The sequence below is a fragment of the Pseudopedobacter saltans DSM 12145 genome (genome assembly GCF_000190735.1).
In the GTDB taxonomy this organism is placed as follows: Bacteria; Bacteroidota; Bacteroidia; order Sphingobacteriales; family Sphingobacteriaceae; genus Pseudopedobacter; species Pseudopedobacter saltans.
The window spans coordinates 4,082,594-4,107,582 of record NC_015177.1; the positions used below are offsets into that span (position 1 = coordinate 4,082,594).

Genomic DNA, 24,989 nt, shown 5'->3' on the forward strand with positions numbered 1-24,989 from the left:
ATTTGCTATTATGGTTAAAAAACCAAAATATAAATTTCAGAAATCTATCAAGTGGAAAATTGTAGTAGCCTCTATTGTAGCTTGTGCTGCGCTTTATCTGGCGTGGCAAACAGCGAAGATAGCGTTGTATGAGATTCTTGATACGGTAGAAAATATCTCCGAGCCCACAGAGAGATTACGTCTGGTTAACAACCTTTCTTTAAAAATGGTTCGACTGGAGCAGCTTCAGAAATCTGTAAGTTTAAAAAACAAAGCCGATTATACGCAGTTGCAAAAGGAGTCTAAAGAACTTGTTTCCATTATAGATTCCCTTCAATATAAATATCGCAACGATTCTTTACAGCTTGTAAGAATAGCTTCTATGAAAAAGCTGCTAAAGGAACGGGATAAATTATTCAATAATTATTTAACGGACAGAAGAGGTTTTCTTGATAATAAATCAATAGAAAAGCAACTGAAATCCCTTAATGAGCTGGTTGAAGAAAATGCAAAAAAAACGGATAGTGCCATTTTAGAATCTGAAAAGCGAACTTTAACAACTACTATCTACGAGTTGGAAGAACGTCGGGAAGCAGAGGAGTCAAAAGGTTTTTTAAGCAGAATATTCGGAAAGAAAAAAGAAGCGCTCAAAAAGCCGGCATATAATATTGTAAATGAAGAGCTCAATGTAAAATTGGACACGGTTGCGCTGAACAGGCAAGACAGTATTCTTAGGGATTTGGGCGAATCGATGCGTTCTATTGAGGAAACACAACGGAAAAAAAGCAAATCGTTTTTAAACACGGAAGCGATGTTTATTTATACCAATGATATGCTTTTCAGTAGATTGTTGACAACCCTAAGGCAGGTGGAATTAGAAGCTGTTAATCAGATACAGGAAAGAAATGATGACGCAAAATCTGTTGTTAACTCTGGTATTAAGCAAATCAGTGTAATTATTTTGGTGTTTTTTCTGATTACTTTAATTATGCTGTATCTGATTTTAAGGGATATCAGCAAAGGAAATGAATATCGTAAACAACTGGAAAAGGCTAAAGAGGAAGCCGAATATCATAGCATGGCGAAGCAACGTTTTCTAGCAAATATGAGCCATGAAATCAGAACACCGCTACAGACAATTATCGGATTCTCTGAACTGCTTAGAAAAGAAAGAGAAATCAAACCTAAAAACATAGATGCTATATATTATTCATCTGAACATTTAATGCATATCGTTAATGAGATTTTGGATTATAATCGCATAGTTTCGGGAAAAATAGCAATAACGCCAACAGTTTTTCATATGGAAAATCTGTTACAGGAAGTTTTTACTGTTCTAAAATATCAGGCTGAAAAAAAAGGTATCAAGCTTTATGCTGATTTTGATTTTGAAGATGTTTCTTATGTAAAAGGTGACGCTTTCAGACTGAAGCAAATCTTATATAATCTATTGGGAAATGCGATAAAGTACACGGATAAAGGTCATGTTGCTTTAAATGTGTCGTGTAAGAAGAATAAAAGCGGTTTGCATTTTATGTTTGTGATTGAGGATACCGGAGTAGGAATGTCTCATGAAGATACCCAGAATATTTTTAATGAATTTGAACGGATAGATAAAATTGTCTCTGATAAAGAAGGCGCAGGATTAGGTTTATCTATAACTAAATTGCTGATCGAGCAGCAGGAAGGACGAATTAGTGTGCGGAGTAAATTGGGTGAAGGATCGGCCTTTACGGTTTATTTAAAATATCAGGAAGTAGAAGAGGATGAATTGGCGATAGTACATGAAAATCAAATCTCGCTTATTAATTCCGATGCTAAAGTTTGGTTGCTTGATGATGATCCTTTTATTTTAGACTTGTGCTCAACTATTCTAAAAAATCATCATATCGAACATGTTTGTTTTTCCAATCCAAAATATTTGTTGAATACCATTTGGGATGAATCTGTAACCGTAGTTTTAACAGATATAAGAATGCCGGAAATTTCGGGGATAGAGGTGTGTAAGCGTTTAAGAAGCTATGTTCCGGCAGAAGTGAAAATCTTTGCTTTAACGGCGCAGGTTTTACCGGAGGAAAGGGAATTGTTATTAAATAGTGGATTTGATGATATCATTCATAAGCCATTTCGGGAAGAGGATTTGATACGCATTTTTGGGTTAGATGCCGAGCAAATTGAAAGCCAGGAACTTGACTTTTCTGCTATTGAAAAAATGACTTTTGGAGATAGTGACCAACTTGATAAGCTATTGAAAAAGTTTGTAGTTGATGTGGAAACTGATGAAAGCTTACTTGATACTGCATTAAAAGCCGGGGATAGCGGTGAAGTTTCACTTATAATTCATCGTTTAGCTGGACGTATTGCTCAATTTGGAGGAAAGGGCTTAGGGGCTCACCTTCGGGATTTGGAATATGAACTTAATCACAGCCCTGAAATTGACGATGATTTGTTAGCCAAAATAAATGATTTGCAACAAGAGATAGCTTCTTTTAAGGAAAAAATAGAGTCCAAATTCCAATAGATAAAGGATTATTCTATCCCGTATCTGTCCATTTTGTTATAAAGAGTTTTGCGATCGATGTTTAATATTTTTGCAGCTTTAGATTTGTTGTGCCTAACTTTTTCCAAAGTTTCGATAATCAAAGCCTTTTCGTTTATCTCGTTAAGCTCTTTAAGATCGGTGGTTTTTGCTCCTGTTTTTTGAGGATTTTCTTTAGCCGATTCAACGGCAACTAACATTTCTTCGGGTAGAGCATAAACTTCAGCCGTATCTCCCGGAGTTAATAAAACCATTCGTTTTATTACGTTTTTAAGTTCTCTTAAATTGCCAGGCCAATCATACTTTAATAAGATATCTTTAGTTTCTGCAGTTAAATGCTCCACGTTCCTATCCAATTCTTTATTTGATTGGCTGATAAAATGGTCGATAAAAAGTTCCAGATCTTTGCCGCGATTTCTTAAAGCGGGCATCATAATTTTAAATTCGTTAATACGGTGATAAAGATCTTCCCTGAAATTTTCATTCTTTACGCTGTCACCCAAATCATCATTTGTAGCCGTAATAATTCGTACGTCAACTTTTAATGTTTTATTGCTACCAACGGGCTGTATTGTTTTTTCCTGCAGTGTTCTAAGCAGTTTTACCTGGATATCGTAACTTAAATTTCCAACTTCGTCTAAAAATAAGGTACCACCATTGGCTATTTCAAATTGGCCTTTCTTATCGTTAAGTGCTCCTGTAAAAGCCCCTTTAATATGACCAAATAATTCGCTGGCAGCCAATTCTTTCGAAAGTGCCCCACAATCTATTGCGATAAAAGGCTTGTTTTTTCGGTTACTTTTCAAGTGAATCGTTTTAGCGATATGTTCTTTACCAGTTCCACTTTCGCCATTAATCAATACAGACATGTCGGTTGGAGCAACCAAATCAACATATTTATAAAGCTTTTCTGATTCAGGACTTTCTCCCTCTATAAAATCGGCACCAGTAGTTTTCTGGGGACTTTCCTTATTCTCTTTTTTGTTGATAGCGTTTTTTATGACCATCAACAATTCATCCGGATTCACAGGCTTTGTGATATAATCTAAAGCTCCGGATTTCATGGCAGTAACAGCAGTACGAACATCGTTAAAGCTGGTCATAATAATTGTAGGGGTATGAATGCTTTGTTCGCGCATTTTAACCAGAACATCTAATCCTATTCCGTCTGGAAGTCTGTAATCAAGTAAAATTAAATCAAAAGAAGTTTCCTCTAAAAATGTCCACGCATTCTTTACCGAGTGAGCAATTGTTGTAATGAAGTTGTTCTTAGAAAGAAATCCATCTAGCAGTTGCGCAAAAGTAGAATCGTCTTCAATTATTAATATATTTTTCATCGATTACTTATGGGACTGCTACAAAAATACAAAAGCCGGGGGATATCCCCGGCCTTTGTAAGATAGAAGTTTTAATTGTTAATATATATATGGTGATTTTAGTTTACAACCTTACCATCAGTACCGATTTTAATGCTTCTTAATTCGTCACCTTTTTTTACTTCAATTACATAATGCTCCACACTACCTCCGGTTACATGATAGGCATTTGATGGAACCCACTCTTTAAATATGTCAGCAGTTAAAGTTTGCTTAACCGCATCGGGTAAATCATTAAGTGCTACTTCTGCTTTTGCTTCTGCAGGTGCAGCTTGCTCCTGAGGTTGTTGTTGCGCAGGCGCATTTGTAGTTGTATCCTGATCAGAAGTGTATTGTGCTATTGCGAAATCCTTTTTTTCTTCTTTTTTAGTGGTATCTGTAGGAGTCGTAACGGTATCTTTTTTTACAGTATCTTGTAAAGAGAAAGAAGTGTTGAATGATGATGTTTTTGCTTCTGACAAAGAAACTCCTGCGAACGCTAGTGCAACTGCTGATAAAATGAAATTTTTCATAACTCTAAATTTGAAATTTATATAAACATTTACTTTTCTGATACCCGATGCTGTCTTACATACTAAGTATGCCAAAGTATATCAAACAACAGTGCCAAATTGCGAGTTATTATTTAATTGCCTGTTTTTTAGTGTTTTATATGTTTTTTATGGATTTATAGACTGTAGAATAATTCCACACTTTGAAGAAATAATAATCAACTAAACAGGAATTTTACCAGAGTATATAGATATTAAAATGTAATTTTAGTTCATGATTACAATCAGTTCGCTTGCGCATGTTTATCCGACAGGCAAAAAGATATATTTTGAAGATGCCAAATTTTTAGATAACGAGAATTGGTTGATACTTGGAGATTCCGGGAGTGGAAAATCCACTTTACTAAATATAATGACAGGTTTACTGTCCCCCACAAAGGGACAAGTAATGCTAAACGAGACAAATCTTTATCAGTTAGGAGGTAAATTAGATAAATTCAGGGCTAAGCATATGGGAATTGTGTTTCAGAAACCCTATTTTATTCAAAGCCTTAATGTTACTGAAAATCTCAAACTAACCCAATCTTTAGCGGGACTAAGCAAAAATCCCGAAAGAATTACCGAAGTTTTAGAAAGTTTGGGCCTTATAGATAAACGAGATGCTTTCACAAAGGAATTGAGCGTAGGACAATTACAGAGACTATCGATAGCAAGAGCGGTACTAAATAATCCCTCTATTATTTTTGCAGATGAGCCAACAGCAAGTCTGGACGATAGAAATACAGAAAAAGTTCTGGATTTGCTTATCAACCATGCCGGGAGACAAAATGCAAGCTTAATAGTGGCAACTCATGACAAAAGGGTCAAAGAAATGATTTCCAATATCTATTTTGTGAACGGAGGTAATTCATGAATGTTTTTTTATTAAGTATCAAAAGTCTGAAACTTAAGAAACTTACCACTTTTTTAAGTGTTCTGTTAGTGACTTTTGGTATAGCAATTATATCCTCATTATTGATACTTTCTAATCAGCTGTCAAATAATCTGGAAAAAAATGCAGAAAATATAGATGCTGTTGTAGGCGCAAAAGGAAGTCCTATGCAGCTTATCCTTAGTAGCATTTATTATGTCGACTTTCCAACCGGAAATATTCCTTATCAGGATGCACTTCGGATAGCGAGAAACCCAATGGTTAAAATGGCAGTCCCATTAGCTTTAGGAGATAATTTTAAAGGTTTTCGGATAGTAGGTACAGATATTTCCTTTACCAAATTGTATAACCTGAAGGTTAAAGCGGGAAAATTTTGGAATGCGGATTTTGAAGTGACTGTTGGTGCTGAAGTTGCCAAAAAACATAATTTGAAAATAGGCCAAACGATACATGGAGCACATGGCCTATCTTCGGATGAAGATGTACATGAAGATCATGACTATAAGGTTGTTGGTATTTTAGAAGCTCAGGGACGTGTTGTGGATCAGTTGATCTTAACCAATATTGCAAGTGTTTGGCGTATGCACGGTATCGGAGAAGATGATCATGAGCATGCGCATGAAGAAGGACACGAAGAGGATTTGGCTGGGAAGGATATTACATCGCTGCTTATTCAATACAAATCTCCGCTATCCGTTGTTACATTTCCTAAATTGATTAATGAGTCTACATTTATGCAGGTAGCATCTCCAGCAATGGAAAGTGCCCGTTTATTTTCTTTAGTAGGTGTAGGTATGGATGCCTTAACCTGGTTTGCTTATCTGATTATTTTAATATCAGCAATCAGCGTATTTGTTAATCTATACAATTCTTTAAAAGAACGCAAATTTGATTTGGCGATCATGAGAACTTTGGGTTCATCAAAAGGAAAGGTTTTTTTTCTGGTTATTTTAGAGGGTACAATTATTACGCTTTTTGGCGCTTTATTGGGAATTGCATTAGGCCATGTTTTTGTAGGATTAATAGGGCGTTATCAGGAAGAGGGACAAAGTGTGTTTACGGGATTTGTTTTTTACAAGGAAGAACTTTTTCTATTGGGATTGGGAATCTTAATTGGCATATTTGCATCAGTTATTCCAGCTTTACAAGCTTATAGAACAGATATTTCAAAAGTATTATCAGATAAATAATGAAGAAGTTTTGCACATCGATCTTATTGTTTTTCATAACATTTTCCATATATGCCCAATTACCAGATCATACTCCAATGATGAATAAGTATTGGGATTTGTTGAATACAAGAACTATAAAAAAGAATGCTTCCGGAATGTATGAGCCATATTACCCACCAGCGTTAATGGCTGTAAATAAAAAGCCCATTTATCTTTCCGGATATATGGTGCCGTTAAAAACCGGGGCTGTACATAAGACATTCCTGCTTTCGGTTTTACCGGTAGCACAGTGCCAGTTTTGTGGCGAGGGAGATATTCCGGAAATGGTAGAAGTTTTTATGGAAGAGCCCCTGAAGTTTACTTCTAAACCAATAAATATCGAAGGTGTTTTGAATATCAACCAAAATCCGGATGGAGCTAGTTTCCAACTTTTAAATGGAAAACTTAAGAAATAGATTTACTGTTTCTTGTCCGAATGTCCCAATGATTTTTCAGGGTTAATGATATCACGAGCCAATTGTTTGAGTTCTTTTATTTCCGGAAACCGGCCTTCTCGTTTACGATCGAATATTACGGTTTGATCAATGCTTATTGTATATCTTCCGTTTATTGCGCTGGGAACCAGTAATATGCCGTGAATGTCGTCTGTAAAAGTAGTTAACAATTCCTGAGCCATATAAGCAGCTCGCAACATCCATCCACATTTTGGGCAATACTCAATTTCTATTGTTGGCTTCATTTTCGTTTATTAAAAATTACTGATAACAGCAATTTTACCCTTTTATGTTCTGAATATAAAAATTATGGGCAGGATATGCGGAAAAATATTCAGATTTGTAGCCATGACTGAAGTTCGTCCTGTTTTATTTGTTGTAGGAGCAGGTCCCGGAGATCCGGAACTGATAACCGTAAAAGCACAAAAGGTTTTACAGAATGCTAATGTTATTTTGTATGATAACCTGGCCAGCCGTGAACTTTTAAATTTGGCTTCCGAGGATTGTGAAAAAATATATGTTGGGAAGAGACCTTATGGAGAATATACTCCACAGGAAGATATATTAGGCTTGATTAAATCGAAAGCTTATGAAAAAGGAAATGTAGTTCGTTTAAAAGGAGGTGATCCATTTATCTTCGGTCGCGGATTTGAGGAAGTGTTGTATGCCAGAGAGCAGGGAATCGAAACACACTTTATTCCCGGTATAAGTTCTATGCAAGCTTTGGGATTCGAAGATATTCCTCTTACCCATCGTTCTGTAAGCGAGAGTATCTGGGTAGTTACCGGTACAAAAAAGGACGGCTCTTTATCCGACGATTTAAAGCTGGCCATGCAGAGTAATGCAACGGTAATTATCTATATGGGAATGAAAAAGGCCGTTCAGATAGCAGAAACATATAGTTCAGAAGGAAGGGGAGATACTCCTGTGGCAGTAGTTCAGAATGCTTCCTTACCACATCGGAAATCTGCGAAAGGTTTAGTGAAGGATTTGGTTAAACTGATAGAAGATAATCAGCTTACTCATCCCGCATTAATTGTCATTGGCAAGGTTGCAGATATTAATAACTTGGGATATTAAATATCCCAAGTGCATGTTTGTATTTATTCCGTGAGCTTTACTTCGTAGATGCCACCAGCGATAGAACCTTTTTTTGCGACGAATTTTATCTCAAGATTATTTCTATTCAGTGGTTGGGGAATGTCGAATGTTATATCAAAGAAATTATTTCCTTTGTCTCCCTTTAGATTGATTGTCCCCAGATATTTATCATTTAAAAGAATATCAAAGTTTCTGCCCGCATCCAAGCCAAAGCAAGTAATTGCCAGCTTTTTGCCACGTAAATTTTCATTTTTCAAATTATATGAAAACCAGGAAGAACTATGTCTCCAATGTCGGTCATTGTGAATTCCGTTTTCTGTATTTTCTCCTTTGAAATTATGGTCATTTTCTGGTTGTTGCTGGCCCGGATAAACAATATCTACTACCTTTTCTTTTGAAGCTAATTCCGCCGCTTCTTTTTGTTTTTCTTTTGCCTCTTCCGAATTGTATCGCTCCTGGTTTAAATATTTGAAATACACGGCATATCTTGTATCGTGTACTTTGTAAAAAGGAACCAATTCCAGATTTTTCGAATATTTAATATTGGCGCTTTTAAAAATAAGATTATTTGATTGTTTTGTAAGATTTTTTAAAATATCGTCTTTCTTCTCTACAATAAACTGTGGAGCCGTACTTAAGGGGAGTTGTTTTCCTTTTGCAATATGTCCACCGCGGCTGTCATCAGCAAATAAGCCCTTTAAATCTATTGTGTCAGTTTTTGCAGCCAGAAGTATTGGACCATAAAAAATACTAGCGTAAGGTAAACCGTCCGGCATTTGTTCTATTCTATTGGAAAGTGGCAGATCGATATTTATTTCATCTCCCTTTTTCCATTTTTTATTCAATGTGATATATTTTCCTTCGACAATAGGCTGTATTTGTTTGCCGTTGATCTTAACGGAAATATCATTTTCACTGGCCCAATTTGGAATCCTGATATTAATATTGAAATTTTCATTTTTAATTTCAGTAAGTTTTATAGAAGTATTTCCCTCTTCAGGAAAATTGGTGGTTTGGGTAATCTTAATTTTCTTTTCCTTCCAATCCAGCTCAGAAGGTATAAACAGATTAACAAACAAATCTTTGTCATTATGTGCATAGATAAACTCACCATACTTTGCATGATTCTCTAAACCCGAACCTACGCAACACCACATACTGGTTTCGGGTTGCGAATAAACTCTATAATGATTTGGTCGCATAGGTGTGAAATAAACAAAGCCGCCTTTTTCTGGGTGTTGAGAAGAGAGAATATGATTATAAAGTGCCTTTTCAATATAGTCGATATATTTAGTCTCGCCAGATTGATTATAAAGCGCTTTACTTAATTTGATCATATTGTAGGTATTACAGGTCTCCGGACCTTCGATATCCTCAATCATAGGCATGAAGTTATTTATAGGATGAAAATGTTCTCTCACGCTATTTCCTCCAATGGCGACAGTTCTTTTATAAACTACATTATCCCAAAAGAAAGTTGCTGCTTTGTGCCAATCGTCCTTATGTTCAATTTCCGAGATTTTTTCGAACCCAATAACTTTAGGTATTTGTGTATTTGCATGTATGCCGGTTAATTTATCTTCTTGATTTCTAAGAGGATCTAGGATCGCTTTATGTGAAAATTTTAAAGCCAAATCCATGTATTTTTGCTGCCCGGTCAATTTATAGGCATCCGCAAAAGATTCATTGATTCCCCCGTGTTCACTTTTAAGCATTTGTTGAATTTGCTGTTCGTTTAAATTGCCAAATGTTGTTGTGGCCCAATCGCATAATTTAATGAACATGTCTTTTGCAGTGTTGTTTCCTGTGTACACCCATGCGTCGTACAAGCCAGCGAACACTTTGTGTATATTATAGAGCGGAACCCATTTTTTATTCAGTGAGAAAGTTGCGGCATCAATTTTTCCATCTGATATATCACGCCACATCGCTTTACCGTCAGGGACACCTCCTAAGTAACCATCACCATTTGCATCTTGGCATCGCTTTAATTCCGATAAATAATAGTCTATACGCTTATTAATATCAGGATTTTTAGTGGACGCATACATAAGAGATAAAGCACTTAAATAATGTCCTCCAATATGTCCGTCTAAACCACTGTTTTCCCAATTGCCATAGCTTTTGGCTTTTTCAGACAAGCCGGCTTCTCTTAGATATGGAGCTAAAAGCTTATCCATATCCATACTGAGTATATATTTCAAATCTACTTGTTCTGCATTCTTGAAAATCCCATCAAGTAATTTTACTTCCTGGAGAGGAAAGGTTTGTAGTGTGGTATTACTTTGCGCAAAAAGGGTAGTGTACGAAAACAGATAAAAGATGATAAATGGTTTAATTAAGGGTTTCATTTTCAAAATAAGGTTTATATAATATTAAATGTCAATTTAACATTTAATTATTGAAAACGAAAATTATTTTTCCATATTTTGTTAAGACGGTAATCTTCTAAGATTGAAGTAAAGCTTGCGGATTAGGTATAAAATTTAGAAATTTTTCAAAATTATCTTTATAGCTATCCTCATTCAGCTTGTAGTAAAAAGCGCCTTTTTTCGAGTTTAACTTATCTTTTTCCTGCAACTTTATTAGTAAACCTGTAGATAATAGCTTTCGGCTAAAATTTCTTTTATCCAATTCCGAACCGTAGACTTGTTCGTACAAGGTCTGTATTTGAGGGATAGTAAATTTATTCGGTAATAATTCAAATAAAATAGGATGTAATGCAGCTTTATATCGTAATTTATTCAATGCGACATTTACCATCTCATTATGATCAAAAATAAGTTGAGGGATAGCTTCAATATCGATCCATTCGGCATGATAAAGATCAGTAATTTGAGTTTTGTATTTATTAATCTCGATAAAGGCGTAATAACCAACACTGATGGTTCTTTCTATTGGATCACGATCTACATTACCAAAAACTTCGGTTTGTTCCATATAAATGTCTTCTAAACCTGTAAGTTCTTTCAGAACCCTGGCAGCGGCCTGTGAAGGGCTCTCATCTGTCTGTACGAATCCCCCCATAACACTCCATTTGTCTTTTTCAGGCTCGAATCCCCTTTTTATTAAAAGGATTTTTAGCTTTTCTCCATCGAAACCAAAAATGATGCAATCAACTGCTACGAGTATGCGGGTTTGTTTAGAATATTTTCTCATTTACAGGAATGCATTGGTTTATACAATGCAGGGACAATTTTAGTTATTTTGTTTATAATATAAACTATAGCACGCTGAATTTCTATATTTTGTATGAAGTAGCAGCTATATAAAGATAGTTATTAGAATAAATAAATTCTACAAAAGCAATTTTTATTAAATGTTGTTTTGACAATTAAAAAAGTTTATTTAATTTGGAAAACCAAACATTGGGCTACAATTATTTAATAAACCAACCAATCAATTATGGAAATACCAGCATTGGAGAATAATTTAGAATCAGTAGCTCGTGATAATTATATATAATTTTTAAGCTGTGAATTTCAATTTATTATTAATCAAACCAATAATAACCACCGGTATCCGCAAATGCGTATGCTGATATTAAAGAGCCACATTATGAATTTAAAAAAGAAACTAGTTAAATCCGTGGGGATGATTTTCATTGTAGTGATCAATGCAAATGCGCAAACCAATAATATCAAATTAGATGCCTCCAAACCAGAAATTACAATTAATAAACACATTTACGGACATTTTGCGGAACATTTAGGCAGGTGTATTTATGATGGATTTTATGTTGGGGAAGGTAATAAAATAATACCTAACACTAACGGCGTTAGAAATGATATTATAGATGCCTTAAAAAAACTGAATATTCCCAATTTGAGATGGCCTGGAGGCTGTTTTGCGGATACTTATCATTGGATGGACGGTGTTGGACCCAAAGAAAAAAGACCTTCTATGGTAAATACCTGGTGGGGCGGTGTTACCGAGAATAACAGTTTCGGTACACATGATTTTTTAAATATGTGTGAACTTTTAGGTGCTGAACCCTATTTGGCTGGAAATATGGCCTCCGGTACGGTAAAAGAGCTTTCGGATTGGGTGCAATATGTAAATCATAACGGCGAAAGCCCAATGTCTAAGCTTCGTAAGGAAAATGGAAGAGAGAAACCCTGGAGCGTTAAATTCTGGGGAGTAGGAAATGAAGCTTGGGGATGTGGTGGTAATATGACACCAGAATATTACGCCAATGAATATAGAAAATATGCAACCTTCATGTCTAGCTGGACAAATGATAAGGGAATTTTTAGAGTTGCTTCGGGAGCGAATGTAGCGGATTATCACTGGACGGAGACTTTAATGAAAAATGTTCCGAAAGGTCTTTTAGAAGGCGTTGCTTTACATCATTATTCTTTTGTAGAATGGAATAAAAAAGGTTCTGCAACCAGTTTTTCCGAAGATCAATACTTTAGAACAATGCAAACCGCCTGGAGAATGGAAGAGTTGGTGACTAAGCACTCAGCGATTATGGATAAATACGATCCACAAAAAAAGGTGGCTTTGGTAGTTGACGAATGGGGAGGATGGTATGATGTAGAGCCAGGGACCAATCCCGGTTTTCTTTACCAACAAAATACTATGAGAGACGCTATGATTGCCGGTCTGACATTAAATGTTTTCAATAACCATGCAGAACGCGTAAGAATGGCCAATCTAGCTCAGGCAGTGAACGTTTTACAATCTGTAATTCTGACCAAAGATGATAAAATGATTTTGACACCAACTTATCATGTTTTGGAAATGTATAAAGTGCATCAGGATGCGAAACTAATTCCTTTAACAGTAAATTCTGCTGATTATACTTACGGAGAAAAAAGTATACCGGCTGTTACCGCATCCGCTTCTTTAGCGGGTAATGGAGTAACTAATATTTCTCTAACGAATATAGATGCTTCAAAAGCTCAGGAAATAGTTTTGGATATTACAGGCAAAAGCTATAAAAATATTAAAGGAAGAATTCTTACATCGAAGAAATTACAAGATTTCAATTCCTTTGAAAAACCGGATGTTATTAAACCGGCTATTTTCAAAGATGCACAATTAAAAGAAAACCAGTTAAAAGTAAAGCTTCCTCCGTTTTCAGTAGTTGTTCTAGAGTTAATTTAAATTGAGATTATGCTTAATAAAAAGTGTATGGGCTTTATCCTGTCTGTATTGTTGTCAGGGTCGGTGATGGCGCAAACAAAAAAATTTCAGGTAAATGCAAATGATATCAAAGCACAAATACAGCAGAATATGTGGGGTGTATTTTTCGAAGATATCAATATGGGAGCAGATGGTGGAATTTACGCCGAGCTGATTAAAAATCGATCGTTTGAATTCTATAAACCTCTTATGGGATGGAAAAGAGAAGGAAAAGCCTATAAAGAGGGCGATATTTTAGTTATTAACAGGCAAGATGCAAAGAGCAATAATCCAAGATTTCTTAGGGTAAAAGCAAATAGTGTAGCTAAAGGAGATTTCACATTAACCAATGAAGGTTTTAGGGGAATGGGTTTGAAGAAGGATCTTGCTTATGAGTTCTCTGTATTTTACAGGCAATTAAAGTCGGGCATACAATTAAATCTCGAGTTGTTAGATGGTAAAGGCAATGTTATAGGAACCGGAAAACTAATACCGGAAAATGCAGACGGAAACTGGCATACACAAAAAACGACATTAGTTTCCTCAGCCACCGAATTGAAAGGAAGATTCAGAATAGCTTTTGAAGGAACAGGAGAGATAGATCTGGATATGATTTCTCTCTTCCCAACAGATACATGGAAAAAAAGACCGGGAGGTTTGAGAGCGGATATGGTACAGCGTTTAGCAGATTTGAAACCTGGTTTTATCCGTTTTCCGGGAGGGTGTATTGTGGAAGGGCATGAGCTGTCAACAAGGTACCAATGGAAAAAAACAGTAGGCTCGGTGGAAGACAGACAGTTGATCGTAAACCGATGGAATACAGAATTTGCACATAGATTGACGCCAGATTATTATCAAACTTTTGGCCTAGGGTTTTATGAATATTTTTTAATGGCAGAAGATATTGGAGCCAACGCATTACCTATCTTAAATTGTGGAATGGCTTGTCAGTTTAATACGGCAGAAGTAGTTCCAATGGAGCAATTAGATGAATATGTGCAAGATGCACTGGATTTGGTGGAGTTTGCAAATGGTCCGGTTACCAGCAAATGGGGGAAAGTGAGAAGTGACATGGGACATCCCGCTTCTTTCAACTTGAAATATCTTGGAGTAGGTAATGAAAACTGGGGGCCGCAATATGTAGAACGTTTGAAAGTATTCCAAAAAGCATTAAAATCAAAATATCCGGAAGTCAAATTGGTTTTCAGTTCTGGTACGGATCCCGAAGGCGAGCGTTTTCAATATTTAGATAAAGAACTTAGAAATTTAAAAGTAGATATCATAGACGAACATTTTTATCGTAGTCCAAAATGGTTTTTAGAAAATGCGAAACGTTATGATAATTACGATAGAAAAGGCCCTAAAATTTTTGCCGGTGAATATGCAGCGCATAGTGGAAAAACGGCAACGCCAGACAATATAAATAACTGGCTTACAGCTTTAGCCGAAGCCTCTTTCTTAACCGGAGCAGAAAGAAATGCTGATGTAGTGCAACTGGCTTCCTACGCACCTTTGTTCGCACATTTAGACGGTTGGCAATGGACACCGGATTTAATTTGGGTTGATAATTTGCATACTTATGGTACACCAAATTATTATATCCAGCAGTTGTATTCATTAAATAAAGGAACTCATGCAGTATCGATTACCAGTGAAAATGAAGTTGTTGCAGGAAAAGATGGTTACTACGCATCTGCAACTATAGACAAAAAAACGAATGAAATAATCGTGAAAATATCAAACTATGATGCCAATTCAAGAGAAATAGAGTTAAATATTTCGGGAATTAAGAAGCTGAATAATACGGGCAAAGATATTTATATGGTTTCCGATATAGATGCTGTGAACTCTATACCGGCGCCGTTAAATGTAAGTCCTAAGGAGCGAATGGTAAAAGCGTCTGGAAAAACGGTAAAAGCGAAATTGGAACCGTATTCTTTCCATGTTTTTAAGTTCAAGGCAACTTTATAAATATGAAATTGTATTCTCTTTTACTAAGGTGTCGCCCACAATGCAGAACGGTTGGATGGGACAAAAAGACCGTCCGATTGTTAAAGTTGAATGAGGTATAGTATAAAAGAGACTTATTCAGACCAAAAATTCAGAAAACATAGTGTAAAATATTAAATTCGATATAAAATAAAAATCAAACCAAATGAGAAAAGTATTATTGGGTCTTTCAACAGCAGCGGTGATTTTGGCGCTAGCTTCCTGCAACAATAACAATAAGAAACAGTCGGAAGGAAATTCGGACTCTGTTAAAGTTGGAAATACAGCGGTAAGTCTGGATAAAGCCAATTTTGAGAAAACCGTAGATGGAAAACAAGTTAATTTGTACACATTAAAAAATGAAAACAACGCGTCTGTAGTAATCACCAATTATGGTGGCAGAGTTATTAGTATAGTTGTGCCAAATAAGGACGGAGGTTTAACCGACGTAGCACTTGGCTATGACAAATTAGAAAGTTATCAGGTTAAAGGTGAAGCATTCTTTGGAGCAATTATTGGCAGATATGGAAATAGAATTGGGAAGGGAAAATTCTCTTTGGATGGAAAAACTTATCAATTGGAGCTGAATGACGGATCGAACTCTTTACATGGCGGAAACAATGGTTTTTATGCTAAGGTTTGGGATGTAGAAGAATCTACTGATAATAAATTGGTGTTAAGCTACATTTCTGCAGACGGGGAAGCAGGTTATCCAGGTACGCTTAATGTAAAAGTGACTTATACTTTAGAAGCCAATAATTCTTTGAAAATTGATTACGAAGCGACAACCGATAAAAAAACAGTTGTTAATCTAACTAATCATACTTACTTTAATTTGAATGGAGAAGGTGATTCTACTATCCTTGATCATGAATTAATGATTAGCGCAAATGCAATTACTCCTGTTGATAACACTTTAATCCCAACCGGAGAGCTAATGCCGGTAGAAGGAACTCCATTTGATTTTAATAAGCCAACCCGTATTGGAGATCGTATTGAAACTGATAACGAACAGTTAAAATTTGGAAAGGGCTACGATCATAATTGGGTATTGCATAAATCTAAAGGTTTGCAGACTATAGCCAACGTATATTCTGCAAAAACTGGAATACAAATGGACGTCATTACCGAAGAACCTGGATTACAGTTTTATAGCGGCAATTTCATGACGGGTGCAGAACATAATGGAAAAGGTGGAAAAGCATATCCATTTCGTTCGGCATTTTGCTTAGAAACACAACATTTTCCAGATTCGCCAAATCATGCAAATTTCCCTTCAACAGTTTTAAAACCGGGCTCGACTTATAAAACGACAACAGTTTATAAATTCTCTGTAAGAAAATAAGAATGCAGATTTTTGTAAAAAAGCCAATATGGAAATAAAGATTGTTTCTATATTGGCTTTTATTATTTTGACCAAACCATTATGAAGAATTTAAATAGCCTAAGACATTCTTTTGTTCCATTACAGGATAAAGAATCTTCTCAGTTTATTGTGCTGGAAAACAGTCAAAACACACAGATAGGAATTAGTGATTTTGGTGCCAGAATTACACATTTTTTATTACCTACCAGTAAAGAAGCGATAGATATAGTTCTTGGTTTTGATAAATTAGAGGATTACTTAAGCGCAAGGGAAAAATATCATGGCGTAACCGTGGGACCTTACGCCAATAGAATTGCCAACGGAAAATTCTCTTTAAATAATAATGAATATACACTTGCCCAAAACAATGGAACCAATTGTTTACATGGCGGAATAGCAGGTTTTCACAATCGTTATTGGGATGTGGAGGAATTTACCAAAAATTCCGTTACTTTATCTACAACAACAGAAAAAGGGGAGGAGGGCTTTCCGGGCGAACTTTCTGTAAAAGTGAAATATACTTTAGGTGATGATAATGCGCTAACGATTGAATACTTTGCTGAAACAGCACATGATACGGTTATAAACTTAACAAATCATGCGTATTTTAATTTGAATGGTGCTGAACAAAATGACATTACCGCACATGTTATCATCATAAACTCATCTGAATACGCGATTGTTGATGAAAGATGTATACCTACCGGAGAATTACAAAATGTAGAGAATACACCTTTTGATTTTAGACAGCCAAAAGTAATTGCTAAAGATATAGAAGAAAAAGACGAGCAGCTGATTATTGGAAATGGCTACGATCATTCTTTCCAATTGAAATCGGAAGATAACGCTGATTTAATTTTTGCAGCTGCGGCAGAAGGGGATATCTCGAAAATTCGACTGGAAGTCTATACAACAGAACCCGCTATACAGTTTTATACTGGAAACTACTTAGGAAGTGGAGATGTAGGTAAAGAGAAAACGGTTTATAAGGACAGAAGCGGATTTTGTTTTGAAACCCAGCACCATCCTGATTCGCCAAATCGTCCTGAATTTCCGTCTACAGTTTTAAAAGCCGGAGATAAGTTTTATTCGAAAACTATCTACAAAGCTCTGGTTTAGTATCAGGTAGCAAGACCGAGTGAGGTTGGTCGTTAATCGTTTTTCGTTGTAAAGCCATGGCTATCGGCTATTGACTATGTCAATAAATCAAAAACTATCAACCCAACTTCAGTCTTTTACACTGCTATTTCCGCATCTCTGGTTTTACAAATGATAGCCTTGGCTGTGCATTTCTGTTGCCAGTAAATGGTTATATCCATCCTGGTCTAAAGGATAATCCCAGCAACCTAGATTGTGATGTATTTTTCCGCCAAATCCGGTTTTAAACTTATATAATCCATATAAAGGATGTGAAATATCCGCTTTAGGCGCAACACCAAAAAAGTCATATTCTATGCAGCCTCTGCCTCTGGCAATCCTGATCGCTTCCCATTGGAGCGCATAAGTGGCCATTAAATTTCTATTGCTTGATGAAGAAGCACCGTAAAGGTAAGTTCCCCGATTTCCAGAAATTACCAAAAACATGGCAGCTAAAGGGACATTGTTATATTCTGCAATCAACAATTGAACTTCTGCCGGAGAACTCGAATCTTCGGCTCGGGCAGCTAAAACTGTTCTAAAATAATCAATATTGTTAATCGTGATCTTATTTCTAACTGCAGTTTCCTGATAAAGTGCATACCAAACATCCAACTTATCCATTCCGGCTGCTTTTACAGTAATTCCTTTTCTAAAAGACACGTTGATATTGTAGCGTGTCTTTGGCTTCATGGAACCCAAAAGTTCATTCTGATCTTTTTTAAGGTCAAGAAATATGGTATTGGAAGGTAAGATATCAGAATTTGTTTTCCTTAAATTCCAGTTAGCAGTATTGAAGTTTAAGCGGAATTCCTGATATTTTTTTTCTGGAGGGCCTAACCATTGTCCGGTTTCATCAAACGAATCCTCTTCTTTTGCCCAATGAGATTTCCAGGCTAAATCGTAACGGATAAGAATACAGCCTTTGGGTAAATAAGAACGTAATATTTCGGAAAGTTCTTCTAGAAATTTTCCCTGGTTTTCCTCATGCGGTTCTATTTCCGGACCATAAGGAACATAAGCAATATAATTTGTTCGGTTGATATACTGTATTAAAACCAGTAAATCGCCATGGGTATAAGTGTATTTAGATTTTTCGTCAAAGATAAAGCTGTTTTCTGTTTTAAAATCAAAAGCGGTAGGTAGAAAGCCTTGTTGCTTTTTTACCTCAGACCAAAATGCGGTTTGTTGAATAATTGGAGTTCTGAAAACTTCTTTTAAATCTTTCTTGCTTACAGTTAAACTCATGTCATTTCTAAAATAACCGGCAAAGAAAGCCAATAAAAAGATCATTGTCTAGTACGAAAAAGGAAAGCAGATGGAATTGTGAATATTCAGACCTTTTGTGACTTTATTGTGATCGTTGCTCATCACTTGTTACTGCCCATTTGTAGGTTTTGCAATTTGGACACATAAGTTTCGAAACAGGCTCTGTTCTAACTATATATCCACAGCATGTGCAACCGTATTCTCCCGCGGCGGTAATATTCTCTAGTTTGTTACTATATTCTCTGGGTAAAATGCAAAGACCGGTTTTAACCTCTTCAGGTTTGTAGAAATATATACTTAAAATACCTGAGGGTTCCAGAATTGCCAGTTTAACTTGCCCCAAATGGCTGACACTTTGATTTCTTAATTCCATAAAGAGCTCTTCGGTAGAAAGATCCTCTCGTTTAAAATTATTGAAACAGATTTGGCCGTATTCTACTATATAAATCGGTTTACCTTCCACAAATGTTTCAAACTTTTCTGATTTTGAAGAAAGCCATGTAAGCAGTCGGTAGAAAAGTAAAACAAAAATAAAAACAGCCAGCGCCGGAATTAAGCCAACATCTTCATAAAACATGGGATCGCCAGCCGCCGAGCCCAGAGAAATAATAATAACGAGTTCGAAAACCGAAAGCTGCTTTATTCCCCTTTTTCCTGTCAGTCTTAGTGTGATAAGAGCTGCAGTAAACATCACGAAGCATCTGAAAGCAATTTCTATTAGAAACTCGTAAGGGAGATCATTGAATAAAATTCGCTGCCAGTCACTTAATATTTCCAATATCTATGTAATTTAGGATTGCTGATTTTGTATTAATTGTGTTATCGAGCAATTAATCAACATTTGGGAATTACATTTGTTTTTGAATAAAATACAGTATTATGACTTCAATAAATATTCCACGTTTAGATTTATCTAAATATACTGAAGGGACAACATCTGAAAAAAAGCAGTTTTCTGATGATATAGGAAAGGCTTTTAATGAAACAGGTTTTGTGACAATCACAAATCATGGCTTAAGTAAAGAATTAATCAGTAGTCTTTACGAACAGGTGAAAGCTTTCTTCGCATTACCAGAAGATACAAAATTGAAATACCAAAAAGTGGAATTGGCAGGTCAAAGAGGTTATACATCTAAAGGCAGGGAGAAGGCAAAAGATGCTAAGACACCAGATTTGAAGGAATTTTGGCAAACCGGACAGTATGTACAGGGCGAGGATGTTGTTAAAGATGAATACCCTGATAATTTAATTGTAGAGGAGGTTCCGGAATTTAATGTGGTTACTAAAGAGATCTACAAAAAGTTAGAAACAGCAGGGAAAAGTATATTAAATGCAATTTCTGTTTATTTGGGCTTACCTGAGGACTATTTTGAAGATAAAGTTTATAACGGTAATTCAATTTTACGGGCAATTCATTATTTTCCTATCGAAAATCCTGATGCTTTACCGGCAGATGCTGTTAGGGCTGGTGCTCACGAAGATATAAACTTAATTACATTGTTAATTGGCGCAAGTGCCGATGGTTTAGAAGTACTTACCAGAGATGGAGAGTGGTTTCCCATAAAAGCACACGGAGAAGATATTGTGGTTAATGTAGGCGATATGCTTCAAAGATTGACTAATAATAAATTAAAGTCTACAACGCATAGAGTGGTAAATCCGCCAAGAGAATTAATGAAAAATTCCAGATACTCCGTTCCATTTTTCCTGCATCCAAAAGCGAAAATGGATTTAACCTGTCTGGATTCTTGTGTTGATTCGCAACATCCAAAGGCTTACACTGATATAACTGCAGGGGAATATTTAGATGAGCGTTTAAGAGAAATTGGATTGAAAATGTAGTGTTAGTATTAAGTATCAGGATTTTGGTATTAGACTTTGTGCTTGATACTAAAATCTTGATACCGAATATCTTTATTTTTTCATTTCATTTATAATTGCGCTATATAGCTCACCTGCTTTTTGACTGCCGATCACATAAATCAAACCGTCTCTGTCGGTTAATTTAACGGCATCTTTACCTCCGGCATAAAATCTGACAGCACCTTTTTTATGTAAATTATAAACAGGGTTATTAATGAAAAAGCTACTGTATTGAGTTTTTTCAACCTTTGAAATGCTATTTAAATCTATTTTTACCAATCTTGTAGTCCACAAACCATCTAATATTATAGCCTTGTTTTTTATCCGTGTTCTAAAATGGAGAATAAACAACATGATAACGCTGGCGATAAGAATAAAGCAGCCAACCAGTAGAAGAAGGTCGGCATTAATATCCCTGTTTTCTGTCCAATAATAAGCCATAAAGCAAAAAATGGCCATAACTAACCGTATGCTGATGAAAATATAATCTCTACCTAAATATTGTTTTTCGTAAAATGTATAGTCTGACATAGATTACCTGCTTTTGATTTCGAAGGTAGTTATTTTTTTAGTTTGATTATCGATTTTATATCTGTTGTCGCTACGCAATCCGGAAATCCAGATAATTTCGTCGTTGCCATTAACAAGAATCGGAATTTCTGCTTTTTCATTTAAAGGTGTTTTTTGTTGAATGAAAAAATCACTTAGCTTTTTAAATCCTTTCATCCCAAAAGGAATAAACCTGTCAGCCAATTCCCAATATCTTAAAGAAAGTGGATAAGTCAATTTGTCGGAGTCTACATAACATTTATTGGGATTGGAAAAGTCTGGTTTTTCTTCTTTGGATAAATCCGAAATCCTAAGATCGAACTGATTAAAATGAATTGTTTCCGTTCCAGATGGTATTTCTATTTTCTCTTGTCTTTCTTTTTTCAGAAGCTTTTTAATGAAAATATATTCTCTGTCCAGCAAAATTCGGTAGTCTTCAGAGCAGAAAGTTTTTCCCGAAATAGTTCGCTGCTGGACTGCTGAAAGCAAATCGTTAATACTTGTCGTGTTAAAGCCTAAAGGCAAAAGGATTTCTGAAAGAATAAATTTTGTGGAATGTAAAGCCTCAATCTTTTTAATACCGATTTTAAAACCGTTTGTGTAAGGTTCCAGTAAATCGGATTTATATTTGTTCATTTCATGATTTACAAAATCTTCTAATTCAGAAAAATAGTTGATATTCTTCCGGAACGTTTGATTGAGTGAAGGATTTATTTTTTCCATTTCCGGAATAATCTTCAGCCTGATTTTGTTTCTGGCATATTTATCTGATGCATTGGAGCTATCCTCAACAAAATCTATTTTCTGTTCGGATACGAACTGATCGATTTCCTCTCTTGTAAAACATAATAAAGGTCGTATAATCGTATTCTTACTGTGTTTAATTCCGTGTAGTCCAGCAATTCCAGTCCCTCTGATTAGATTAAGTAATACAGTTTCTATGGAGTCGTTATGGTGATGAGCTACTGCAATTTTTTGATATTTAAACTCAGCACACAAATCCTCAAAAAAATCATATCTCAAATCCCTTGCAGCCATCTGAATACTGATTTTATGCTCTTCTGCATAATTTGTGGTATCAAAATGTGCAATATGTATAGGGGTATTCAATTTTAAAGCCGTGTTTTTGACAAATATTTCATCTCTAACAGATTCCTCACCTCTTAAATTGAAGTTGCAATGGGCTATTGCAGTTTTAAAACCCGACAGGTGAAAAAGATACACCATTGCCATAGAGTCTCTTCCCCCGCTTGTAGCCAATAAGATAGTCTCGTTTTTATCGAATAAATCGTATTTGCTGATATAATCAAGGAATATTTGTAATTGTGGTAACATCAATCAAAATTAAACGTTTAATGTCGTTCCAAAAAACTAATTTTGCTACGTGAAAAAGTATTTCATTTTTACCATTTTCCTACTGATATCTGCAAGTCTCTTTGCGCAGAAGAAAGTAACTCGTGTGGAACTTCTGCAATCCGAGTCGTTTATAGGTATGAAACGGAACGGAGAAAATACTCAAAAAGTTATTAAACCGATATTTCAACAGGATAATTCTACTCTTACCTGTGATAGTGCCTATTTCTATATAGAAAAAAATAGTTTCGACGCTTTTGGTAACGTTCATATCAATCAGGCGGACACCATTAATATTTACTCCGATTTGCTGAATTACAATGGTAATACAAAAATTGCAGTATTGACTAATAATGTTAGAATGTTGGATGGTACCGCCGTACTAACGACTAATCATCTTATCTATAATATGGCCTCTAAAGTTGGGCAATATCACGATGGTGGAAAAATAGTTAACGGGCCTAATACATTAACCAGTAAAAATGGTTATTACTTTTCCAATTCAGCCGATGCATATTTCAGGTATGATGTAAAAGTGAAAAGTCCGGAAGCTTTAATTGTTTCTGATACATTGCGTTACAATTCCATTAGTAAAATCGCTTATTTTTACGGTCCAACACATATATTCGGAAAGGACGATACGTTATATACCGAAAACGGAACATATAATACCGCTACCGATCAGGCGGCTTTTGGTAAGAAAAATCTTTATCGCCAAGCATCTAAAAGTCTTACGGGGGACAGTTTGTTTTACGATAGAAATGCCGGGTTCGGTAGGGCTGTTAAAAATATTATATTCAGAGACACCGCCCAGAAAGTCGAATTACATGGCGATTTGGGATATTATCTGAAATCTAATGAAAGTATTGAAGTAACACGGAACGCTTATGTTGTATTCGAAACACAGAAAGATTCTCTGGTAAGAGATAGTATCTGGATGTCTGCGGATACTTTATACAGTTCTGTTACTACAAAAGGAGAGGCTTACAAATTAAGAGAATCACGAAAAGTTAAAGAGGTTGCCCCGATGGAATTAGAGCAGAGTACCGTAGATTCTTTAAACAATAATACTCCATTAGCAAAAGACAGCCTTCAGTCTTCTTTACTTACAGATAGTTTAAATAGGGAAAAAGGAACAATTATCGATTCTGAAAAATTAGAGCTTAAGACAGACTCGTCTATAATTGCAGATTCTACTATAAAAGATATGTCGAAGGAAAAGCTCCCTGTCTTAATGAGTAAGAAAGAACAAAAGAGGGCCAGGAGAAAACAAGAGAAAGCAGAATTAATTTCGCCGAAAGAGGAAAAGAAGAAAGCTGCGGAGCAGGAATTGGCAGATAGGAAAACGACTAGTCTAATAGATTCGGCCCAGATAAAAGTATTTAATAGAAGATTATTTGTTGCAGATAGTCTGCAAAGAGATAGCATACTTCGGTTAGAGAGCGATACCGCCAAAATAAGGACAATAAGCGCCTGGAGAAATGTAAAGGTGTTTAAATCAGATTTGCAGGCAAAGTCCGATTCGGCGTTTTTTAGCTATGGAGATTCGACGCTTCGGATTTACAGATCTCCAATAGTTTGGGCACAAGGTAGCCAGATCGTTGCAGATACGATGTATATGCAGTTGGTAAATGGTAAGCTTGATAATATGGATATGATTAGAAACTCGATTGTTGTAAATACAAAAGATTCTATCACTTTTAATCAGGTAGCGGGAAAAATGATGAAAGGTTACTTTGTCAATGAAAAATTGGATCGTGTTTTTGTTGACGGTAATGCTGAAAGTATTTATTTCCCGGAAGACACTACATCCAATAAGGGAATGTTAAGAACGTTGGCCTCGCGGATGAGAATTAATTTTTCCAATGATAGTTTAATGAGTATTCTCTTTCTGAAGAAGCCCGAAATGACTTATTATCCTATTGCACAGGTAACAGAAGAATTAAAAACATTACCGAATTTTAGTTGGAAGCCTAAAGAAAGACCTAAATCTAAAGCAGAGATATTTAGTCAGCCGAAAATTGTAAATAATACTAGAAAGAAAGCGCCGGTACCAACTAAGCAAACGCCACCGGCGAAAGCAGCGCCAAAACCGAAAGCGGCAATTCAGAATAAAGCAAAAGAATTGGAAAAGAAATAATTAAAAACTGTTTAAATTTCAATCAAAGTATTTATATAATAAAGATTGCTTCGTCGTTCCTTTCCGAAAAATCGGAACAGGCTCTCGGAGACCTAATAGGAGCGTCACTA

Annotated in this window: 20 protein-coding genes; 11 read left to right on the forward strand and 9 right to left on the reverse strand. The window is 35.7% G+C overall.

Features of this window, described 5'->3' with window-relative positions; genetic code table 11:
- Positions 1 to 10 precede the first annotated feature (10 nt).
- Positions 11 to 2,500, forward strand: a complete 2,490-nt coding sequence (locus PEDSA_RS17180) for an ATP-binding protein (RefSeq protein ID WP_013634435.1) — start codon at positions 11 to 13, stop codon at positions 2,498 to 2,500.
- A gap of 8 nt (positions 2,501 to 2,508) precedes the next feature.
- On the opposite strand, the gene PEDSA_RS17185 is transcribed toward PEDSA_RS17180, so the two are convergent.
- Both PEDSA_RS17185 and PEDSA_RS19710 read right to left on the reverse strand, forming a co-directional pair.
- Positions 2,509 to 3,855 (reverse strand): sigma-54-dependent transcriptional regulator, encoded by a 1,347-nt coding sequence (locus PEDSA_RS17185; protein WP_013634436.1) that lies wholly within the window; start codon positions 3,853 to 3,855, stop codon positions 2,509 to 2,511.
- A gap of 98 nt (positions 3,856 to 3,953) precedes the next feature.
- Positions 3,954 to 4,406, reverse strand: coding sequence for a hypothetical protein (locus PEDSA_RS19710; protein ID WP_013634437.1), 453 nt, complete (start codon positions 4,404 to 4,406; stop codon positions 3,954 to 3,956).
- A 253-nt stretch (positions 4,407 to 4,659) separates the two neighbouring features.
- Here PEDSA_RS19710 and PEDSA_RS17195 point away from each other — a divergent pair, with 253 nt between their 5' ends.
- The 3 genes from PEDSA_RS17195 to PEDSA_RS17205 are packed head-to-tail and all read left to right on the forward strand — an operon-like array spanning position 4,660 to position 6,943.
- Entirely contained in the window at positions 4,660 to 5,298 is a 639-nt protein-coding gene (locus tag PEDSA_RS17195; RefSeq protein ID WP_013634438.1) for an ABC transporter ATP-binding protein, read from the forward strand.
- Entirely contained in the window at positions 5,295 to 6,506 is a 1,212-nt protein-coding gene (locus PEDSA_RS17200) for an ABC transporter permease (RefSeq protein WP_013634439.1), read from the forward strand. Before PEDSA_RS17195 ends, PEDSA_RS17200 begins: the two co-directional genes overlap by 4 nt.
- On the forward strand, positions 6,506 to 6,943 hold the full coding sequence (locus PEDSA_RS17205; protein WP_013634440.1) for a hypothetical protein: 438 nt from the start codon (positions 6,506 to 6,508) through the stop codon (positions 6,941 to 6,943). The genes PEDSA_RS17200 and PEDSA_RS17205 overlap by 1 nt, the downstream gene beginning before the upstream one ends.
- A gap of 2 nt (positions 6,944 to 6,945) precedes the next feature.
- Here the strand turns inward: PEDSA_RS17205 and PEDSA_RS17210 are convergent, their stop codons facing one another.
- Positions 6,946 to 7,227, reverse strand: coding sequence for a SelT/SelW/SelH family protein (locus PEDSA_RS17210; RefSeq protein ID WP_013634441.1), 282 nt, complete (start codon positions 7,225 to 7,227; stop codon positions 6,946 to 6,948).
- 64 nt (positions 7,228 to 7,291) lie between these two features.
- On the opposite strand from PEDSA_RS17210, the gene cobA reads away from it, so the two are divergent.
- Entirely contained in the window at positions 7,292 to 8,062 is a 771-nt protein-coding gene (gene cobA / locus PEDSA_RS17215) for a uroporphyrinogen-III C-methyltransferase (RefSeq protein WP_013634442.1), read from the forward strand.
- Positions 8,063 to 8,085: 23 nt separating this feature from the next.
- Here cobA and PEDSA_RS17220 read toward each other — a convergent pair whose 3' ends face one another.
- Complete coding sequence (locus tag PEDSA_RS17220) at positions 8,086 to 10,434, reverse strand: glycoside hydrolase family 127 protein (RefSeq protein ID WP_013634443.1); 2,349 nt, start codon at positions 10,432 to 10,434, stop codon at positions 8,086 to 8,088.
- A gap of 97 nt (positions 10,435 to 10,531) precedes the next feature.
- A complete protein-coding gene (locus tag PEDSA_RS17225) occupies positions 10,532 to 11,242 on the reverse strand; it encodes an NUDIX hydrolase (RefSeq protein WP_013634444.1) in 711 nt (236 codons plus the stop codon).
- Positions 11,243 to 11,641: 399 nt separating this feature from the next.
- Between PEDSA_RS17225 and PEDSA_RS17230 the strand changes: the two genes are divergently transcribed.
- From PEDSA_RS17230 to PEDSA_RS17245, 4 genes are all read left to right on the forward strand, one after another.
- A complete protein-coding gene (locus PEDSA_RS17230; RefSeq protein ID WP_013634445.1) occupies positions 11,642 to 13,195 on the forward strand; it encodes an alpha-N-arabinofuranosidase in 1,554 nt (517 codons plus the stop codon).
- A 9-nt stretch (positions 13,196 to 13,204) separates the two neighbouring features.
- Positions 13,205 to 15,184 (forward strand): alpha-L-arabinofuranosidase C-terminal domain-containing protein, encoded by a 1,980-nt coding sequence (locus PEDSA_RS17235; protein WP_041537134.1) that lies wholly within the window; start codon positions 13,205 to 13,207, stop codon positions 15,182 to 15,184.
- A gap of 184 nt (positions 15,185 to 15,368) precedes the next feature.
- Positions 15,369 to 16,547, forward strand: a complete 1,179-nt coding sequence (locus PEDSA_RS17240) for an aldose epimerase family protein (RefSeq protein ID WP_013634447.1) — start codon at positions 15,369 to 15,371, stop codon at positions 16,545 to 16,547.
- Between the two features lie 81 nt (positions 16,548 to 16,628).
- Positions 16,629 to 17,687 carry an aldose epimerase family protein gene (locus tag PEDSA_RS17245; RefSeq protein ID WP_013634448.1) on the forward strand — a complete coding sequence of 353 codons (1,059 nt, stop codon included), beginning with the start codon at positions 16,629 to 16,631 and terminating at the stop codon, positions 17,685 to 17,687.
- Positions 17,688 to 17,831: 144 nt separating this feature from the next.
- On the opposite strand, the gene PEDSA_RS17250 is transcribed toward PEDSA_RS17245, so the two are convergent.
- Positions 17,832 to 18,998 (reverse strand): lipid II:glycine glycyltransferase FemX, encoded by a 1,167-nt coding sequence (locus PEDSA_RS17250; RefSeq protein WP_013634449.1) that lies wholly within the window; start codon positions 18,996 to 18,998, stop codon positions 17,832 to 17,834.
- Positions 18,999 to 19,056: 58 nt separating this feature from the next.
- Positions 19,057 to 19,752: a DUF421 domain-containing protein gene (locus tag PEDSA_RS17255; RefSeq protein WP_013634450.1), complete on the reverse strand. Its 696-nt coding sequence runs from the start codon at positions 19,750 to 19,752 to the stop codon at positions 19,057 to 19,059.
- 101 nt (positions 19,753 to 19,853) lie between these two features.
- Between PEDSA_RS17255 and PEDSA_RS17260 the strand changes: the two genes are divergently transcribed.
- A complete protein-coding gene (locus PEDSA_RS17260) occupies positions 19,854 to 20,816 on the forward strand; it encodes an isopenicillin N synthase family dioxygenase (RefSeq protein ID WP_013634451.1) in 963 nt (320 codons plus the stop codon).
- A gap of 72 nt (positions 20,817 to 20,888) precedes the next feature.
- Here the strand turns inward: PEDSA_RS17260 and PEDSA_RS17265 are convergent, their stop codons facing one another.
- Complete coding sequence (locus PEDSA_RS17265) at positions 20,889 to 21,368, reverse strand: hypothetical protein (protein WP_013634452.1); 480 nt, start codon at positions 21,366 to 21,368, stop codon at positions 20,889 to 20,891.
- Between the two features lie 3 nt (positions 21,369 to 21,371).
- Positions 21,372 to 22,721: a tRNA lysidine(34) synthetase TilS gene (gene tilS, locus PEDSA_RS17270; RefSeq protein ID WP_013634453.1), complete on the reverse strand. Its 1,350-nt coding sequence runs from the start codon at positions 22,719 to 22,721 to the stop codon at positions 21,372 to 21,374.
- Between the two features lie 49 nt (positions 22,722 to 22,770).
- Here tilS and PEDSA_RS17275 point away from each other — a divergent pair, with 49 nt between their 5' ends.
- On the forward strand, positions 22,771 to 24,879 hold the full coding sequence (locus PEDSA_RS17275; RefSeq protein ID WP_013634454.1) for an OstA-like protein: 2,109 nt from the start codon (positions 22,771 to 22,773) through the stop codon (positions 24,877 to 24,879).
- The last annotated feature ends 110 nt before the right edge of the window (positions 24,880 to 24,989 follow it).

Coding starts and splice junctions, on each gene's coding strand:
- PEDSA_RS17180 (WP_013634435.1), top strand. CDS start 11: ATGGTTAAAAAACCAAAATATAAATTTCAGAAATCTATCAAGTGGAAA.
- PEDSA_RS17185 (WP_013634436.1), bottom strand. CDS start 3,855: ATGAAAAATATATTAATAATTGAAGACGATTCTACTTTTGCGCAACTG.
- PEDSA_RS19710 (WP_013634437.1), bottom strand. CDS start 4,406: ATGAAAAATTTCATTTTATCAGCAGTTGCACTAGCGTTCGCAGGAGTT.
- PEDSA_RS17195 (WP_013634438.1), top strand. CDS start 4,660: ATGATTACAATCAGTTCGCTTGCGCATGTTTATCCGACAGGCAAAAAG.
- PEDSA_RS17200 (WP_013634439.1), top strand. CDS start 5,295: ATGAATGTTTTTTTATTAAGTATCAAAAGTCTGAAACTTAAGAAACTT.
- PEDSA_RS17205 (WP_013634440.1), top strand. CDS start 6,506: ATGAAGAAGTTTTGCACATCGATCTTATTGTTTTTCATAACATTTTCC.
- PEDSA_RS17210 (WP_013634441.1), bottom strand. CDS start 7,227: ATGAAGCCAACAATAGAAATTGAGTATTGCCCAAAATGTGGATGGATG.
- cobA (WP_013634442.1), top strand. CDS start 7,292: ATGGGCAGGATATGCGGAAAAATATTCAGATTTGTAGCCATGACTGAA.
- PEDSA_RS17220 (WP_013634443.1), bottom strand. CDS start 10,434: ATGAAACCCTTAATTAAACCATTTATCATCTTTTATCTGTTTTCGTAC.
- PEDSA_RS17225 (WP_013634444.1), bottom strand. CDS start 11,242: ATGAGAAAATATTCTAAACAAACCCGCATACTCGTAGCAGTTGATTGC.
- PEDSA_RS17230 (WP_013634445.1), top strand. CDS start 11,642: ATGAATTTAAAAAAGAAACTAGTTAAATCCGTGGGGATGATTTTCATT.
- PEDSA_RS17235 (WP_041537134.1), top strand. CDS start 13,205: ATGCTTAATAAAAAGTGTATGGGCTTTATCCTGTCTGTATTGTTGTCA.
- PEDSA_RS17240 (WP_013634447.1), top strand. CDS start 15,369: ATGAGAAAAGTATTATTGGGTCTTTCAACAGCAGCGGTGATTTTGGCG.
- PEDSA_RS17245 (WP_013634448.1), top strand. CDS start 16,629: ATGAAGAATTTAAATAGCCTAAGACATTCTTTTGTTCCATTACAGGAT.
- PEDSA_RS17250 (WP_013634449.1), bottom strand. CDS start 18,998: ATGATCTTTTTATTGGCTTTCTTTGCCGGTTATTTTAGAAATGACATG.
- PEDSA_RS17260 (WP_013634451.1), top strand. CDS start 19,854: ATGACTTCAATAAATATTCCACGTTTAGATTTATCTAAATATACTGAA.
- PEDSA_RS17265 (WP_013634452.1), bottom strand. CDS start 21,368: ATGTCAGACTATACATTTTACGAAAAACAATATTTAGGTAGAGATTAT.
- tilS (WP_013634453.1), bottom strand. CDS start 22,721: ATGTTACCACAATTACAAATATTCCTTGATTATATCAGCAAATACGAT.